The organism is Streptococcus sp. 2154 (genome assembly GCF_013277255.1).
Lineage (GTDB): Bacteria > Bacillota > Bacilli > Lactobacillales > Streptococcaceae > Streptococcus > Streptococcus pseudopneumoniae.
The window spans coordinates 1-18,034 of sequence record NZ_VMMK01000026.1; the positions used below are offsets into that span (position 1 = coordinate 1).

An 18,034-nucleotide genomic window follows, 5' to 3' on the forward strand; every position below is an offset into this window, starting at 1 on the left:
TTTTGAAGTGACCTTCATCTGCTTTAAAGCTGCCCATACTGAAGGGACAGCACAATCAAAATGTGCCGCAATTTCCCGTAAAAAAGCATCTGGATGAGCCTCTACAAAGGATTTCAATTCCTCTAAAGGAATCTTTCGGTTTTTGACGACTCGCTTTTTCCTCTCTAAGTGTCCTTGTTCACGTAAGTTCTTTTCCCACGTGAAGAGAGTTCTGACGCCGACATCAAAAACCTTGGCTGCCTCGACATGGCTGTTCCCCTCTTTGATGTAATCTAATGCTCGCTGTTTAAAATCTGTACTATATGCCATAGCTTTATTATAACATGCTTGTTTGAAACTAAGCAACTATATCACCAGTTTTAGATGGCTTTAACAGTGAAATTATCTCCTATTTGCCGAACTTAGTACAAATGAAAGCTATGCTAGAACAAGCCTTTACAGAGAACCATTACGAAAATACAATTCTCCATAGTGACCAAGGATGGCAATACCAACACGATTTCTATCGTCATTTTTTAAAGAATAAGGGAATCTAACCATCTATGTCACGTAAGGGTAACAGCCCAGACAATGGTATGATGGAGTCCTTCTTTGGGATTCTGAAATCGGAAATGTTTTACGGTTATGAGAAGTCGTTTCAATCGCTTAATCAATTGGAACAAGCTATTGTAGACTATATTGATTACTGCAACAATAAACGAATTAAGGTAAAACTAAAAGGACTTAGCCCTGTGCAATACAGAACTAAATCCTTTGCTTAAATTAATTGTCTAACTTTTTGGGGTCAGTATATCAGTACATACACATAAAGGCGTTTTTGTTTGGGAATTACGTGATCTTGATGATATAATATAGTGAAATAAAATAAAAATAGGACAAATCAATCAGGACAATCAAATCAATTTCTAGTAATATTTTAGAAATCCAGATGTACTATTCTAGTTTCAATCTACTATATTTTGGCCCCCTCAATTTAAGGAAGGGAGGTGTTACATATGCTAGAAACTTTACTCACAGTGTTTCTAGCTCCGTTACTTATTAACGTGTTATCTGAACTTTTCAAGTTATGTCTTAAGAAACGTAAGAAGTAATAGTTAACCCTTTAAGAGGGTAGCAAAAAACCCCATCGGTGGCACGGTGGGGCTTTTTAGTTATATATGCTAGAAGCATTATTTTCCCTTTATGCTCTAATTCTAACACAACCCCTCCGATATTTCAAGCTTTTGTTTTGATATGTCCTCAGAGGTCATTTCGCAATCTTATAACACTGAAGCCTGTGGTTTGAGTCCGCTTTACTGAAATTAGCCCACGCTCTACTAGCCTCCATTCTACAGCAAAGAAATCAACTCTTTTCTAGGGGATTTCCGCCCTCATTTTGCTCTTTTGTGCTAAAATAGATTTATAAATTGAAAATAAGGAATGTTTATGAAATCAGGTAATGGTTTTTGCAAAGGCTGTCTCTATTTTTGGGGCTTCTTGTTCTTACTGGGCCTTTTGGTTCAATATGCTCTCCCACTTGCGGCTTGTGTCCTGCTAGGCTATGGTGGTTATCGTCTCTATAAACGTTGGCGCTATCCTCTTTTGCAGGATCGTTCTCTCGACGATCGGATTGAGCTTTTAAAAGCTCGTATTCGTCAGGCGGACAAGGATATTCAGCAATTGGAGGGAACTTTAGTAGAAAAAGGTTCAGATTCCTATAAGAGTCTGGCCAATCAAGTATTGATCGAACTGAGGGAAATCCATCAGGAGGCGGATCGTCTCAAGTCCTATATCGATGCTGATATCTACAACCGTATTGACAAAAAGGTTCGTACAGTAAGGGCAAACATCGATGTTCAGCTAGAACGTTTGGATAGAGAAAGTCAGGTAGAACTTGAAAATGCGGAGCCAGAGGAACTAGCTCCAGAATTGTCTCAGACCTTGGATAATATTGCCGTTGACCATCAGGCTATTTTAGACAAGATTGCCACCTCTGCCGAGGGGGATAAGGAAGAATTGACGGCCATTCATAGTTTGAAGATGGAGAAATTCAAAACGATTTTAGAAGGCTATTTAAAGATTAAGGCCAATCCTAAAAACTATAATCGAGCAGAAGAACGTTTACAGCAAGCTAAATCAGCTATCGAACAATTTGACCTTGAGCTGGACCAGGTGTTGAGAGAACTCAATGAAACAGATATGCGTGATTTTGATATTAGTTTGCGTATCCTAGAAAAAGATCGTAAAGAATAGGTTAGAAACAAAGGAGTAACCATGACAGAATTTAATTTTGATATTGACCAGATTGCCAATAATACGGTAGCTAAGGTGGATAAGACAACCCAAATCATCGAGACCAATACTGGCTCAGACAAGACCTTGACCTTCCTTGAGAAGCTGAGCCCTGAGCAACAAGAAGGGATCAAGGCGCACGTGCCCCAGTTGGTAGACCAGTTTGTCACCAATCAAAATGCTCTTTTGGATTTTGGACAATCTGCTGTAGAAGGTGTGAACAATACGGTCAACCGTATCTTGTCAGAACAAAAGAAACTGCAGATTCCCCAAGTGGATGATCTTCTCAAGAATACCAACCGTGAGTTGCAAGGCTTTGTAGTCAAATACAAGAACGCTGAAATTGCTGAGTTAGAAGAAAAGCCAAACTTTTTGCAACGATTGTTTAACAAGAGCAAGAATACCCTACAGGAATTTTACTTTGACTCAAAAACAGTGGAGCAAAAGCTCGATGGTATGGCTGCCGCAGTGGTCAAGCAAGAAGATGTCTTAGCTCGAAATATCGTCTCTGCTGAGATGTTGATTGAGGACAATACCAAATCCATTGAAAATCTAGTGGGAGTGATTTCCTTTATCGAAGCCAGCCAGACAGAAGCTGGCAAACGCGCTGCCGAACTGAAAGCTCAAGCTGATCAACTCGATACAAGTACGGTAGAATACCAGACCAAATCACAAGAATTGGCCCGCATGGCAGAAGTGGTCAATACCCTAGAACAACAGCACACTGAGTATGTCAGCCGTCTCTATGTTGCCTGGGCAACAACACCTCAGATGCGCAATCTTGTGAAGGTGTCATCTGATATGCGCCAAAAATTGGGAATGCTTCGTCGTAATACGATTCCGACAATGAAACTTTCCATTGCCCAACTGGGTATTTTGCAACAATCCATGAAATCAGGTGTCGTGGCAGATGCCATTGTCAATGCCAATAATGCTGCCCTTCAGATGCTAGCTGAGACCAGCAAGGAAGTGATTCCGCAGATGGAAAGAATTGCCCAAAGCCCGACAGTCGCTGTTGAGTCTGTTACCAAATTGGCTGAAAGTCTGGTCGCTCAAAACCAAGGTATCGTCGCAGCTATTGAATTGGGACGCCAGAAACGTGCCCAACTAGAAACAACCATCGTCAAGTCCGCAGAAATGATCAACGATTCTGTCAAACTACGCGATGAGAAAATCGTCCAAGCCCTTCTCGACCAAGGCAAGGCTGCTCAGAAAGAAGTACAAGAATAATACACAAGGATGCTGGGAAAAACTCAATTTCAGGAGAAAATGAAGTAAATCTTTCTACAATAAAACACATAATATCAAGGTTGTATAATTCTTGATATTATGCGTTTTTTTGATTTCAAAGACTTTTTCTCCAGACTCTTGTGATTCTATATTTACCTTTTCTATTCTTTTTGCTTTTATGATAAGGCAGGTTATTTGAATTTTTTTTTAATTCATTAAGTACCGCTCTATTAGATTTTTTATCATCTTTTAATTCGAATTCTTTAGATTTATAAATCAAATAGTCTGAAAAATCTGGAAATAAGGCATTTGTTTCATAATTGTACTCTTTTAACTTTCGTAAAAGTTCTCTTTGAATTAATTCATAGTAGTCGCCAGAAATTCTTTCCTCTTGATTATTTTTATCAGAACCTGATTTGACAGACTTTCCTTCTAAAAATTTAATTACTCCGTCTAAATTTTTAGAAGATAGATCATCTTCTGGCTTAGTATGATTAGAGCTTTGCTGATTTTTTAAAGACTTAATAGAGGCCTCTATATTAAATTTGATATTTAGAATAATTCTATCGATAGGTTTATAATTTTCTAATTCTATTTCATTTTTTTTAAAATTTATAAATTTAATAAGTTTATCAAAATTTATAAAAGCACCTTTTTGTGCCCGTATTCTCTTATTTGTAATTTTCTTATGAACTAAAGAAATTATTCCATTCTCACTATCATTGCTGGAGTCAATTTTATAGAACTCTAACTGAGGATTTTTTATTTTCCCAAAACCTAACATAAACAACATGGCTATGAATGGATTTTCGGAAATATCTAGTAGACTTGTTGGCAAACCATAATGTTGTAAGATAGCTAATTCATCAGCTCGGATATCTAACATTTCTTGATTTAAAGGGACATATTTAACTTCATCAGGAAATTCTCTAGAGATATTTAGATAAAGAGATTCAAAAGTGTTACAGTATTTATTTCCTTCACTATTTTGTAAATTTCTAAATATCCCTGGTACTGTTTCCCAATCCTCTCTTTGTCCCCTATAGTAATTATAGCCTTGTCTTTGAAACGATGTAATCATTTCTTTTATTAAGTAAAATAAACTTCATGAATTTTTTTCATCTTTATATCCTAATCCCGTACCTGCACTTAATAAATATTTATTGATATCATCGATTTCATCTTGCAATTTAGAGTTTTTATTTGTTGATGAGAGTTCTAGATTTTGAATTTTGTAAATTGGTGTTAAATCTTCCTGAGGTTGGTTTATTCCAATTATATTTATTACTATTTTAAAATCATTAAAGATTTTTGAATTCAGTTGATTTTTTATTTCTTCAGGGGATGAATAATAGGTCCCTAAATTTTCATAGAATTTATCCCTAAGTAACATAAAATTCTCCTTAAATGGACAATACACCCAAATTAATAAGTCTATATTTCATAGCCGGATTGGACACATTTAATTTTTCAGCAAGATAAGTAATAATAATTTCATCATTTAAAGTATCTAATTCCTCCCAGGTCATAGAATAATCTATTGCCATTCTATCGATTGCTTTTATGATTAACTTTTGCGGCATTAGTAGTTCTGCTGCAAACTGGTTAGCAGCTCTTTCTTTAGCATTCGCTACTGGTGTTTGTTCACGTTCAGAAATTCCTTCATGTTTTAACACAAAATGGCCTAATTCATGAGACTTAGTAAATCGTTGACGCTGTAGCGGTTCCAAAATATTAACATACATTTTTTTAGTGTCAGCATCATATTTTCCAGAATGCGAATCGAAGTATGTTTCTATAACCTCAATTCCTAATTCAGCAATAATTTTATCAATATCTATACTATATTCATCTGATTGAAGTTCAATGTCTGATATTACTTCTTTTTTATTGTCAAAATAAGACATAAAATCTGTTGAGTATAGTTCGCTATATTTATAGACTTTACACATTATAAATTCTCCTATTTATATTTTTTATTTTTATTAAAAAATTATGAATTATTCTAAGTTATCATGATACAAAAATAGTTTATATTACTATTCTAAACTAAAAAGATCTTTTAGTCTATAGATAGATTGAAAATTTAAGAAAGAAACTACCTTTACTCTGAAATAAGAGATAAAACCATGGGAAACCTTTTCACTACTAGTCTTTTATGATACAATAGAAGGAAGTAAAGGCGTTGTTTTTCGATCTTATCAACGCCTTGGATGAATGAAAAGGAAGAGTCCCTATGGTTTTCAGATTTAAGCAAATAACTAGCTTGTATATATATATATAAACTCGCGTTTTCATACCCATTTTCAAAACCTACCAATGTTTTTGGTAGGCTTTTTGCGTTGTAGAAATGGGGTATGAACATGGCTTACACGTTATCAAAAGAATTAGAACAAGAACTCATCGTTTCAGCACCTGAGTTGCAGCCTAGTTATACTGCCATCGTAGAATACCTAGAAGCTATCAACCAGAAAGAAGCATCTGGAAGCAATTCTCAGGAACTCCAGAACCAGCTTGCTATTCAGCTGAGACGTTTAGAAGATTTGGTGCAGGGTTATATCCAAATAAAGAAGAACCCACATCACTACCTAGATGCAGATAAAGAATTGACGGAAGGCTATCAAGCCATTAAAGGGACAGAGCAAGATCTTCTCAAAAAATTGCAATATCTCAATCAAGCCGCCTTGCAGGATTTCCATATCAGCCAGAGACTCTCTCCCAAAGATGAGACTGCTATCCCTGTAGCAGGTAAAGCCAAAACCAAACAGGAATTGGCTATCGAGCGAGATTTGATCAACCGGTTGACAAAGGGAGAAAGTCAATGGGTGTATCGACCTGAGTTAAATACAGAAGACCTCCTATGGGGAAACTTTTTTGCCAAGCTGGAAGCCAATAATGTCCGCATTTTGCAAGACCATCCCCTTACAAATTCAGAGAAAAATCAAATTAAAAACCAGCTCAATTTCGTCAACTTCTACGAAGCAGCCAAGTGGATAGCAGGGGAAAATGGCATTGCCAAGGTGCAGGTTCAACGTGAAGATGCTAGTTTAGGCACCATTCGCTTGGAAGTCTTGTGGAGAAACAATGTCGCTGGTGGCAAATCCAGCTATGAGGTTGTCAATCAAGTCATCACAGGCGGAGAAGGGATTCGCCAGCGTCGTGGGGATGTGACTTTGCTGATCAATGGTCTGCCTATGATTCAGATTGAACTAAAAAGCCGTTCTCATCCTTACATGGATGCCTTCCGTCAGATTAAAAAATACGACCAAGAAGGACAGTTCAGAGGCATTTTTTCAAGTCTTCAGATGTTTATCGTCTCTAATGTCACAGACACCCGCTACATCGCAGCTGCCAAAGCCAACAAGCTAAATGAGCGCTTCTTGACCAAGTGGGTGGATAGTGAAAATAGACCTCAACCTCAACTATTTGACTTTGCAGAGTCTGTCTTGTCGATACCGAGAGCCCACGAGATGGTCATGCAGTATTCTGTCATTGATGATGACAAGAAGGCCTTGATTTTATTACGCCCCTATCAGGTACATGCCATTGAGGCTATCCGTGAAGCCAGTCGCAAGCGCCAGTCAGGCTATATTTGGCATACGACCGGTTCAGGAAAGACCCTGACCTCCTATAAGGTTTCGCGCAATCTGCTTCAGATACCATCTATTGAGAAGACAATCTTTGTGATTGATAGGACAGACCTTGACCAGCAGACGACTAGTTCTTTTCAATCTTACGCAGAGAACGATATGATCGATATCGACGAGACCGATGATACACAGGAATTGGTTAAAAATCTAGCTTCTGATGACCGCCGTGTCGTTGTGACGACCATCCAGAAAATCAATGCTATGATTCGTCAGTTTGATGAAGGCCGTCACCAAAAGGTCTACAATCGTATCAAACAACTCAAACTAGGCTTTGTTGTTGATGAATGCCATCGCGCAGTGACTCCTGAACGCCAGCGCCACCTAGAGCACTTCTTTACAAATTCTCTCTGGTATGGGTTTACAGGAACTCCTATCTTTACAGAAAATAAACGTGAACAAAAAGGAGACCTTGCTCAGACGACCGAAGAGCAGTACGGTGACTGCCTCCACCAATATACCGTCAAAGAAGCCATCCATGACAAGGCGGTTCTTGGTTTTAATGTGGAGTATCAGACGACCATGCCTGGTTGGGCAGAAGATGAGATTGACGAGGAGCGTTATGATGACGAAGGACATATGCTTGCCGTTTTAGATGCTATTCTCAATCGCTCAAGACGCAAACTCGGTTTCCAAAATGGGGTAGGAAAAACCTATGAAGCCATTTTGACTGTCAAAAGCATTGTCCGTGCGCAGGCCTATTATAACCTGATTAAGCAAGTCAAAAATGGAGAGAAGTCTCTAAGCATTTCGGAAAATGTTAAAAAGGTTTTGCCAGACTTCCCTAAGGTTGCCATTACTTACTCTGTGACAGAAAATGAAGCAAACTCCTATGTCAACCAAGCCTATATGGAGGAGAGTTTAGAAGACTACAATGCCATGTTTGGTACCCATTTTAGCCTAGCAACCATTGCATCCTACAATAGTGACCTCAACGACCGTCTGGCCCGTAAGAAAGAACGCTTTGCCTTCCGTGAGGAACAGTTGGACTTGGTTATCGTTGTGGACCGCTTGTTGACAGGCTTTGATGCCCCTTGCCTATCGACCCTATTCATGGACCGTCAGCCCATGAAACCCCAGCACATCATTCAGGCCTTTTCACGAACCAATCGCCTCTTTGATGAAGGCAAGAAATTCGGCCAAATCGTTACTTTCCAAACGCCTGACCGTTTTAAAGAAAAGGTGGATGAAGCTCTGAGCCTCTACTCAAATGGTGGCGAAAGCAGTGTTTTAGCCCCAGAATGGCAGGAGGAGAAGGCCAAGTTTCTGGAGAAGGTTCATCAACTATTAGCCATCGCTCCAAGTCCAGAGCAGGTGCCGGATTTGGATACAGCGACAGATGCAGAATTAAAACGCTTTGCCAAGGCCTTCCAAGAATTTGACAAGCTCCTATCTTCTATACAAGTCTATTCTGACTATGATGAGAAAGTCATCCTCAGAGAGATTGGACTTAGCCTAGAAGACATCGAGAACTTTGCCGGCCAATATCAAAATGTCATCGAAGAACTCCGCAGACGCAGAAAAGAAGACCAAGAAGATGAAGGTGTGCTGCTGGATATCGAGTATGAGCTCGAATCCATCCGCACCGACGAGATAAACTATCACTATATCCTCTCTCTCATCCAAGCCTTGATCGAAAATCGGGAAAACCTTATCGGTAAAAAGGAAAAGGGTCTGGTAGATAACTATATCGAAGATTTGAACAAATCCAATCCCAAGTTATCCAGCCTCATCTCCAAACTCTGGCAGAATGTCCAAGCAGATGCTAAGAGCTATCAGGGGCAGTCTGTGACCCATAAGTTGGATGAGATGATTGAGCTAACAACCCAGAAAAAGATTCGTGAAACGGCAGATTATTGGCAGATAGGAGAGGATGAACTCCAGTTCGTAGTGGACAACTACCGCATCGGACGAGACAAGCAAAATGGTGAAAAAGCCATTACGGAATCTCAGGACTATCTGGCCTATAAGGAAGCCCACGGAGACAAGGCACTACCAAAACTCAAATACAAAAAAGCCCTCAAAGAGGACTATATGCGCATGATTTCAGAGGATATCTTACCGCTAAGAGGGAGATAGGTTTATACTCTTCGAAAATCTCTTCAAACCACGTCAACGTCGCCTTGCCGTATATATGTGACTGACTTCGTCAGTCTTATCTGCAACCTCAAAACAGTGTTTTGAGCAGCCTGCAGCTAGTTTCCTAGTTTGCTCTTTGATTTTCATTGAGTATTAAAAATAGTCAGAAAGATAATGTTGGGAAGGTTTTCGACCAATTAGGGTCAAAATTCCCCTATCTTCAAGATGCAAGAAAGCATCCTTGACCTTTTTCTTAGAGTAATGATGGTTGGACTGATTGGCCAGTTGGATGATGCTTCTATCTTCTATACCATCTCTCTTATCATCAACAAAGAGCTTGGACTGAGCGAGTAGAAACAAGATGTATTTCTCGACTTCCTCCAGCCCTTCTGTCTGCTCTATCTTAACTTTATAGCGATTCAGTTGCTCTTGTTTTTCAAGGAGGGTTTGGATAATATTTTCCTGTCCTTCCTTGATAAAAGTCAACAAGGTTTCAACGAAGAAGGTAGCATCGGCACGGTTGAGATGATCGCCAGTATTCCTAAAAGCCTTATAATAGTCTTGCTTATGGTGATTGATTTGTTGGGACAAAACTAACCCTGAAAATTTATCGAGTTTTCTAGACAAGTACTTGGCAAGGATATAGCGTCCTGTCCGACCGTTACCGTCATAGAAGGGATGTATATTTTCAAAAAAATAGTGTCCAGCACAAGCCTTGACAAGGTTTGGGATAGAATGGTCGTTTATAAAACGAATCCACTCTGTCAGCATGACCTGAATCTGTTCCTCCTTTTGAGGTGGGATATAGATGACTTTGCCAGTCTTGTCGTCTTGGATAAAGACCGATTTCTGTCTAAAAAACTCTCCATCGAGTTCATCCTCTGGCGAGATTTCTCCTTGTGTTAATTGGTCATAAATCCCTCTGATATCTTCAAGAGATTGGATTTGGAGAAATTCATCCTTAAGGATTTGTTGGTACATTCGCAAGGTGGAAAGATGTTTGATTTGTTCGGTCTTATAGGGGTCTTCCTCTAGGAGTTTCTCCACATCGACCAACTCTTTACGAGTTGTATGGATACCTTCGATTTCATTTGTGGAAATAATCGATTGGTAGAGCTGTTCTTTATAAAACTGATCGTGGGCAATCTTAGGGAGGGTATCAGCTATTTCACTAATTCGTTGAGACTGCTGTGAAATAGTTTCCATCAGTTGGGAAATCCCTAGATGTAGGGTTACAAATAAAGGGTATTGACTTGTTTTGACAGTATCGCGTTGCATTAAATGAGGATAAAGAGATGTTCTAATGGAACTGTATCCTTGTAAGCGTAGTTGATACTCTTCCTCATACTGGTCACGATGACTGTAGTAGATTTTTCTAAGTTCTCTATAGTTCATATGTAGTCATCCTCGCATTTCAACGTTTTTTAACATTATATCACAAAATAAGCCTATCTATTGTTTCAAAATAGGCAAAATTGAAGAATAGAATAGCATAGTTTCCTATCTAAAGTGAAAAAATGGCCAAAATTGAACAATAGAAATGATAGATGGCAATCCTAAAGTGTAAAAATAGGTAAAATTGAAGAATAGAAATCAAAAAGAGAAAACCTAAAGTGTAGAAATAAGAAAATGGAGTAATAGAAAGGGGGGATAGAGTGGAGAAATTATTTATTATCGGAAATGGTTTTGATATGGCGCATGATTTGAAGACGAATTATCTATATTTCAAGAAGTTTGTTTATCAGCAGGCTTATGGAAAAGATGAACTGTTAGAGTCGTTGCAAAGTGAAAATGCCATAAAATTATATCTAAATAGAATTGATAAAGAAATATTGCTAGAAGAAATTGATGATGATACCATACCTGAAATGGAAATGGCACCAGATGGAGGAGATCTATATCCAGATGATGTAATTTTGTATAAGTTACTGTATCAGCTAATGAGTCAAATTACGGAAACTGAGAAATTTTGGTCTGATTTTGAAGAGAAATTAGCAGATTTTAATGAAGTGTCTATTGTTAATACAGATTGTATATATAACGCTAGAGATTTGGATGGCAGTATAATGGCTAGTAATGCTAATGAAATAGGAGAAACTCTAGCTAAATATGTATTATATTCTTTAAATAAATTATTTAAATTGTGGATAGAAGAAACATATTTTGAATGGACTGATAGAATTCTTAGAAATGGTGAAAATTCGTGTTATAAATTGTTAAAAGCTACAGTTTTGAAAAACTCTGATGCAACATTTCTAAATTTCAATTATACAAAAACGTTAGAGGATTTATATAGAATTCCTGAAGAGCAAGTTTTTCATTTACATGGAGTTATTGGTGGGGAAAAATTTATTTTTGGACATGGTTTTGATGATGAAGTAAGTGATTTCAATCCTCTAGATGTAGGAGCATATATGGAAGAAGTTGTTAATAAGTTAAAGAAACCAGTTGATAGTATATTAACTAATAATATACAGTTTTTCAAAAGTTTAAGCTCTATCAAAGAAATCTACTTCATTGGTTTTGGTATTCGGGATGAGGATGGAGTGGATGCTCCGTACTTTAAAGAAATTTTTAAACAGACACCGGATGTGAGCATTTATGTAGACCAGTTCGATAAGCAGAATGAATATACTATTAAGAAAACACTTAAGGCATGGGGGGCTCGTAAAGCTTATCAATTGCAATTTATAGATACAAATAAAGATGAAATAGTTGGAGGAGTAATATGACAAAAAAACCAAGTTATCGCTTTACGGGGTATACTGAAGTTTGGGAAGAGAAGAAGTTGGGAAATCTTGGGTCAGTTGAAATGTGTAGGAGGATTTTCAAAGAGGAAACTTCTGCGGAGTTTGAAATTCCTTTTTTCAAAATTGGTACTTTTGGAGGGGAAGCTGATACTTATATAACTAGAGAAAAATTTGAAGAATATAAAACAAAATTTGCTTATCCTCAAAGAGGAGATTTACTGTTATCTGCTTCAGGAAGTATTGGCCGCGTTGTTGAGTACGATGGAGATGAAGCTTACTACCAAGATTCAAATATTGTTTGGTTGAATCACCATGGTAAAATTAACAACAAGTTTCTTAAAGCTTTTTATAAGATTGTATCTTGGTCAGGAATTGAAGGAACTACAATAAAAAGATTATACAATAAGAATATTTTAGAGACAGATATTTCCCTCCCCTCCCTCTCCGAGCAAACTGCCATTGGTTCTTTCTTCCAAGATATTGACCAGCTTATTAGCCTTCAACAGCGTAAGTTAGAGGTGCTCAAAGAGCAGAAGAAAACTTACCTCAAGCTCCTCTTCTCAGCCAAAGGACAAACCAAACCAGCCCTTCGCTTCGCAGGATTTGAAGATGAGTGGAAGGAAGTGAAGTTGGGGGGAATTGGTGAAATTCAAACGGGTAATACTCCGCCTACTAATGAAGAAGATAATTACGAAAAAAATGGATTTCCATGGGTCACACCTACTGATATTAATTCATTGGTGCTTCAAACGACCTCAAAACAATTATCAGAAGTAGGTAAATCCAAAGCTAGAATTGCTAAGTCTGGTTCAATATTGGTAACATGTATTGCGAGTATTGGGAAAAATACATTAGTTAGAACTGATTCGGCTTTTAATCAACAAATTAATTCATTGACGCCTAGTGAAAAATATTCATCGTATTTTTTATTAACACAATCTGAAATTTGGTCAAGATACATGCTCAGTGTAGCAGGTGCAGGAACAATGCAAATTATTAATAAAAGTGACTTTTCAAATATTAAGACTATGGTACCCACTCTCCCTGAACAAGAAGTCATCGGTTCTTTCTTCCAAGACCTAGACAAGGCCATTGCCAAGCAAGAGGAAAAAGTTAACCAGCTCAAAGAAAGCAAACAAACCCTACTCAGAAAAATGTTTATATAAGATACAAAGACCGTCAAAAGCCCAGTAAAAATAGGGAACTGGCGCAGTCTTCGATGAAAACCAGACAGTTTATCTTTTTTACCCAGCTTTTAGGTCGTGTTCAATTATATAAGATACAAAGACCGTCAAAAGCCTAATAAAAATAGGAAACTGGGACAGTCTTCGATGAAGACTAGACAGTTTATCTTTTTACCCAGCTTTTAGGTCGTGTTCAATTCCATACGATACCGAGACCATAAAAAGCTACACCAAACGAATGAAAGTAGAAATTGATAGGAGACCCTATGTCACAAACAGATTTATCAAGAGAACTCTACCAATCCCTCTGGAATGCGGCAGATATCCTGCGTGGCCAGATGGAAGCCAATGAATATAAGTCCTACCTCTTGGGCTTGATTTTCTACAAATATCTATCCGACAACATCCTCCAATCCGTCTGCGATAATTTGGACGAGCCCTTTGAGTCCTTCCAGCAAGCCCAGCTTCTCTACGAGGAAAACTTTGCGGATGCAGATGTCCGTGAAGACCTCATCGAGGTCTTAAATGACGAGTTGGGCTATGTGATTGAGCCTTCTCTAACCTTCACCAAGCTGGTTCAGTCTATCCATGAAGGAACCTTCCAACTAGAATCCCTAGCCCAAAGTTTCCGTGATATCGAGCAGGCCAATGAAAAATTTGAAAATCTCTTCGAAGATATCGACCTCTATGCGAAAAAGCTAGGAAACACCCCACAAAAGCAAAACAAGACCATCTCTGAGGTTATGAAACAGCTCAACGACCTCAATGTGTCTGGTCATGCTGGTGATATCTTGGGTGATGCTTATGAGTACTTGATTGGCCAGTTTGCCAGTGATTCTGGGAAAAAGGCTGGAGAGTTCTATACACCTCAAGCAGTCTCTCACCTCATGACCCAGATTGTCTTTGCAGGGCGGGAGCATCAAAAGGGGATGTCAGTTTACGACCCGACCATGGGTTCTGGATCTCTCTTGCTCAATGCCAAGCGCTATAGTAAGGAAGCTTCGACGATTTCTTACTACGGTCAGGAGTTGATTACTTCGACCTTCAACCTTGCTCGCATGAATATGATGCTTCATGGGGTCGCGATTGAGAACTATCACCTCAGTAACCACGATACCCTAGATGAAGATTGGCCGACTACCGAGCCAACAGACTTTGATGGGGTTTTGATGAACCCACCCTATTCACTGAAGTGGTCAGCAGATAGTGGCTTCCTGCAAGATCCTCGCTTTTCAAGTTATGGAGTTCTTGCACCTAAGTCAAAAGCAGATTTTGCCTTCCTTCTTCACGGCTTTTACCACCTCAAGCATAATGGGGTCATGGCCATTGTCCTTCCCCACGGAGTCCTTTTCCGAGGAGCAGCCGAGCAGAAGATTCGCCAGCACCTGCTAGAAGAAGGCGCTATTGATACAGTTATCGGCTTGCCAGCAAATATCTTCTACAATACCTCTATTCCGACAACCATTATTATCCTTAAAAAGAATCGCACCAATAAGGATGTCTTCTTTATCGATGCTTCAAAAGAGTTTGAAAAAGGGAAAAATCAAAACAATATGACCGAAGACCATATTGCCAAGATTTTGGAGACCTATCAAAAACGCGAGAATGTCGAGAAGTTTGCTCATCTAGCCAGCTTTGAAGAAATTGTCGAAAATGACTATAACCTCAACATTCCACGCTATGTCGATACCTTTGAGGAAGAACCCGTTGTTCCTCTAGCCGACCTCGCAGACCAGCTCGCAGAGATTGATAAAGAGATTGGAGAGGTAGAAGCCAGACTCGCACACATGCGCAGCCAACTAGTAGGCACAACACCAGAAGCCCAAGCAGAATTAACCGCCTATCTCGAAAAGTTGAAAGAGATTTAGAGACTTGTGAGAATACTCTGCTAAAAATTTAGAAAAATAAAATGACAGTAGAAAATCTATTGTCATTTTTGTTATTGATTATTTAAGTAAAAATCGAATTAGAACTAAACTAAAAGGATTCAGTCCTATCAAATACAGAATTTAATCCTTAACATAAAGATAATGACTAACTTTTTGAGAAGTGATGTTATTTTTCTAAAACAAAATAAGTAAAGTGTGTATTATTTTCGTGAAGTAAAAACGGGATTTGCTTCACCTAATCTTTCTTTAATGAAGCAAATCCCGTTTTTACTTCACGAAAGAAAGTAGAAGTGAAGCAAAACGAAGATGAGCTTCAATATAAAATTATTGAACTATTCTTAGCAGGTGTGGACAAAAGTAAGTACGATTTCTTTGAGCAGAGTCTGTTGAAAGAAATTCTTCATCAATTAATTTATTTAATAATGTATATACAGTACGTTCAGAGATACTGAGGTGTTTGCTGACTTGTTTTGCTTTAAAAATTGGAGAAGAGAAAATGAAATCAAGAAGTTGAATACCAGAGACAGAATTCAATTTTGGTATTATTTCTTCTTTCATCTTATTATAAAGATTTAAGATATCCTGTGCCTTTTTTGTACTCTCTTCTGCTGAGAAAATTACTCCTTCCAAATAGTATTTAAACCAATCTTTCCAGTTATTATTTTTAGAGATGTTTGATAAATGAGAGATATATAGTGATCGATCACTTTCAAAATATGAACTCATGTAAAATGTAGGATAAGATAGCAATTCTTGGTAGTAAAGAAACAGTGGGATTAACAATCTTCCTATTCGACCATTACCATCTTCGAATGGATGAATCATTTCAAATTGAGCATGTACAATAGCTGATTGAACTAATAAGTCTAAATCATCATGATGCATATATTGTTCTAAATTGGACATATACTCCGTAGTTTGTTCTGGCGGAACTGGTGTGTAAGAGATAGTTGCTCTACTTCCAATGTAATTTTGAGTTCTTTTAAAATTTCCTGGATTCTTGCTGCTTCCTCTAACGTTATCCAATAGAATTTTATGCATCTCTTTTATTATTCTATTAGATAATGGTAACCCTCTAGAGTTATTGTCATTAATTGTAGTAATATTTTCGAGAGCATAAAAAAGTGCTTTTCGATAATTAATAATTTCATGTAGTTCATCACGTTCTATATCAACCTTATTACCTGCTTCGTAATTTAGTAGGTCTTCTAGAGTTGCATGAGTACCTTCAAGTTTTGAGGAAAGGACGGCTTCTTGGCTGAGCAATGGTGAAATTAGTAGCATTGGATTGATAATAGATGCTAAAAATCCTTCATAGGTTCCAATAGCTATACCTGCTTTAGAAACTAATCTAATTATTTGTGGATCTGTATATATTGAAGTATAGTCAAATGGAAGTTTTTCTGGTAAATAGGGTTTAGGTATGTTTTTAAATGTATTATTCATGTTTATAATTCCTATTAAAATTTTTTCTCAATATTTTTATTATAGAAAGCCAATGTAGTGAGTGACTATAACCTGTACTTGAATTATATTTCTAAGGTATATTGACAAGTATATGAAAATCAAGTAAAAAAGTAAACTGGATTGTCAATTTAAATCTTTGATTTTATGATATTTTTTAAAATAGTAATGTAAATATTTTTAGAGTTTAAGTTTGATTAAAAGTGTGTATCTTCATTAAGTATAGATTGAAAGGATTAATGTTGAACAATTTTAATGAGATGCTAAAAACGGAATATAAATGTTTGTTTTATTTCATTATAACACAGAGATAAGAAAAAATAGATAGCGAGACGAGTTTAAATAGGATTACTCGTTATGAAATGTTAATTACTTTTGATGGCTTAACAAATATTATCAATAATGTAGTCATTCGAATGATTCTCATTGCAATGTACTGAAATTAACAAAAAGAAAAAACGCTTGAATCAGCGTTTTTCTTCTGTATTGATTCGTATTGAATGCTTACTTCACTTCTGTAAACACAACGTGTTTGCGAAGTTTTGGTGAGTATTTCTTCAATTGAAGACGGTCTGGAGTGTTACGTTTGTTTTTAGAAGTAAGGTACAAGCGTTCACCAGATTCTTTGTGTTCAAGTGTAATATTTACGCGCATGGTATCTCCCTTCTATTATTCAGCTGATGCAGCTTTAGCGATTTTACGTCCTTTGTAGTATCCTTTAAGTGATACACGGTGAGAACGTGAGTAATCTCCAGTAGTTTCGTCAAAGTTTACAGATGGAGCTGTTACTTTGTAGTGTGTACGACGTTTGTTTTTCTTCGCTTTTGAAGTGCGACGTGCAGGTACTGCCATTTTAATTTCTCCTTTTAAGATATAATTCAGTTAGGTTTGATTTTCATCAACTTTAATAGTATATCAAAACTTTTTTGTAAAGTAAAGTTACTTGACAAAAAAAGATGAAAAAATTCTCCTATTCGGCACGGCAGACAGGAGAAGGTGTTAAATATCAATCTCAAATGGTTCGTCAATGGTTTCTGATACGTATTTTCCGTCTTTCTTCCGTTGTTTGACACATTCTGTGAGGAGATATTCGATTTGCCCATTGACTGAACGAAAGTCATCTTCTGCCCATGATGTGAGTGCAGCGTATAACTTTGTTGAGAGTCGAAGGGGGATCTGCTTTTTTTAGCTTCAACCATCTTTAGTAAAGACTTCCCGTGTTGACAATTGGTTGTGCATCATGATTGCCACAAAGAACGACAAGGAGATTTGAAACCATGGCAGCTTTTCGTTCTTCGTCAATCTCTACCAATTCCCCTTCATTGAGCCGTTCCAGTGTCGTTTCAACCATTCCCATTATTTGATATCTAAATGATATCACTTTGTTTTTAAAAGTCAATAGAAAGTTGAAAATAATCACTAAAAACTTTCAGCCCAATAATTTCTTTTAAAAGGTGAGATTATATTGTGCTCAAATACTCTTTTATTCTTATAACTTTTACACTATAATTGTAGTTAGA

At 37.4% G+C, this 18,034-nt stretch carries 14 protein-coding genes and 3 pseudogenes; 7 read left to right on the forward strand and 10 right to left on the reverse strand.

Annotation, left to right across the window (positions count from 1 at the left end; genetic code table 11):
* Positions 1–309: pseudogene (locus HT693_RS04325) on the reverse strand (IS630 family transposase); the annotation flags it as partial.
* A gap of 38 nt (positions 310–347) precedes the next feature.
* Between HT693_RS04325 and HT693_RS04330 the strand changes: the two are divergent.
* From HT693_RS04330 to HT693_RS04340, 3 genes and pseudogenes are all read left to right on the forward strand, one after another.
* Positions 348–761, forward strand: a pseudogene (locus HT693_RS04330) (IS3 family transposase); the annotation flags it as partial.
* 664 nt (positions 762–1,425) lie between these two features.
* Positions 1,426–2,232 carry a hypothetical protein gene (locus tag HT693_RS04335; protein WP_172924935.1) on the forward strand — a complete coding sequence of 269 codons (807 nt, stop codon included), beginning with the start codon at positions 1,426–1,428 and terminating at the stop codon, positions 2,230–2,232.
* Between the two features lie 21 nt (positions 2,233–2,253).
* Positions 2,254–3,501: a toxic anion resistance protein gene (locus HT693_RS04340; RefSeq protein ID WP_000134328.1), complete on the forward strand. Its 1,248-nt coding sequence runs from the start codon at positions 2,254–2,256 to the stop codon at positions 3,499–3,501.
* Positions 3,502–3,616: 115 nt separating this feature from the next.
* Here HT693_RS04340 and HT693_RS04345 read toward each other — a convergent pair whose 3' ends face one another.
* Genes HT693_RS04345 through HT693_RS04350 form a run of 3 tightly spaced genes read right to left on the reverse strand, consistent with a single transcriptional unit; the run spans position 3,617 to position 5,453 of the window.
* Entirely contained in the window at positions 3,617–4,582 is a 966-nt protein-coding gene (locus HT693_RS04345; RefSeq protein ID WP_240152718.1) for an FRG domain-containing protein, read from the reverse strand.
* 24 nt (positions 4,583–4,606) lie between these two features.
* A complete protein-coding gene (locus tag HT693_RS11895) occupies positions 4,607–4,894 on the reverse strand; it encodes a hypothetical protein (protein WP_240152719.1) in 288 nt (95 codons plus the stop codon).
* A gap of 10 nt (positions 4,895–4,904) precedes the next feature.
* Positions 4,905–5,453, reverse strand: coding sequence for an ImmA/IrrE family metallo-endopeptidase (locus tag HT693_RS04350; RefSeq protein WP_000335401.1), 549 nt, complete (start codon positions 5,451–5,453; stop codon positions 4,905–4,907).
* A 405-nt stretch (positions 5,454–5,858) separates the two neighbouring features.
* On the opposite strand from HT693_RS04350, the gene HT693_RS04355 reads away from it, so the two are divergent.
* Complete coding sequence (locus tag HT693_RS04355) at positions 5,859–9,227, forward strand: type I restriction endonuclease subunit R (protein ID WP_240152720.1); 3,369 nt, start codon at positions 5,859–5,861, stop codon at positions 9,225–9,227.
* A gap of 153 nt (positions 9,228–9,380) precedes the next feature.
* Here the strand turns inward: HT693_RS04355 and HT693_RS04360 are convergent, their stop codons facing one another.
* On the reverse strand, positions 9,381–10,622 hold the full coding sequence (locus HT693_RS04360) for a Fic family protein (protein WP_023935418.1): 1,242 nt from the start codon (positions 10,620–10,622) through the stop codon (positions 9,381–9,383).
* 260 nt (positions 10,623–10,882) lie between these two features.
* On the opposite strand from HT693_RS04360, the gene HT693_RS04365 reads away from it, so the two are divergent.
* From HT693_RS04365 to HT693_RS04375, 3 genes are all read left to right on the forward strand, one after another.
* Complete coding sequence (locus HT693_RS04365) at positions 10,883–11,959, forward strand: AbiH family protein (RefSeq protein ID WP_023935416.1); 1,077 nt, start codon at positions 10,883–10,885, stop codon at positions 11,957–11,959.
* Positions 11,956–13,143 (forward strand): restriction endonuclease subunit S, encoded by a 1,188-nt coding sequence (locus HT693_RS04370; RefSeq protein WP_023935414.1) that lies wholly within the window; start codon positions 11,956–11,958, stop codon positions 13,141–13,143. Before HT693_RS04365 ends, HT693_RS04370 begins: the two co-directional genes overlap by 4 nt.
* Positions 13,144–13,427: 284 nt before the next feature.
* Positions 13,428–15,029 carry a type I restriction-modification system subunit M gene (locus HT693_RS04375; RefSeq protein WP_023935412.1) on the forward strand — a complete coding sequence of 534 codons (1,602 nt, stop codon included), beginning with the start codon at positions 13,428–13,430 and terminating at the stop codon, positions 15,027–15,029.
* Between the two features lie 345 nt (positions 15,030–15,374).
* Here the strand turns inward: HT693_RS04375 and HT693_RS04380 are convergent, their stop codons facing one another.
* The 5 genes and pseudogenes from HT693_RS04380 to HT693_RS04400 all read right to left on the reverse strand — a co-directional run.
* Positions 15,375–16,496, reverse strand: a complete 1,122-nt coding sequence (locus HT693_RS04380; protein ID WP_001066336.1) for a Fic family protein — start codon at positions 16,494–16,496, stop codon at positions 15,375–15,377.
* A gap of 522 nt (positions 16,497–17,018) precedes the next feature.
* Positions 17,019–17,168 carry a 50S ribosomal protein L33 gene (gene rpmG, locus HT693_RS04385; RefSeq protein ID WP_001265622.1) on the reverse strand — a complete coding sequence of 50 codons (150 nt, stop codon included), beginning with the start codon at positions 17,166–17,168 and terminating at the stop codon, positions 17,019–17,021.
* A 15-nt stretch (positions 17,169–17,183) separates the two neighbouring features.
* Positions 17,184–17,366: a 50S ribosomal protein L32 gene (gene rpmF / locus HT693_RS04390; protein WP_000290417.1), complete on the reverse strand. Its 183-nt coding sequence runs from the start codon at positions 17,364–17,366 to the stop codon at positions 17,184–17,186.
* Positions 17,367–17,513: 147 nt separating this feature from the next.
* Positions 17,514–17,690, reverse strand: a complete 177-nt coding sequence (locus tag HT693_RS04395) for a PTS ascorbate transporter subunit IIC (protein WP_033607100.1) — start codon at positions 17,688–17,690, stop codon at positions 17,514–17,516.
* A 25-nt stretch (positions 17,691–17,715) separates the two neighbouring features.
* A pseudogene (locus HT693_RS04400) lies at positions 17,716–17,871 on the reverse strand (hypothetical protein); the annotation flags it as partial.
* Positions 17,872–18,034: the final 163 nt, after the last annotated feature.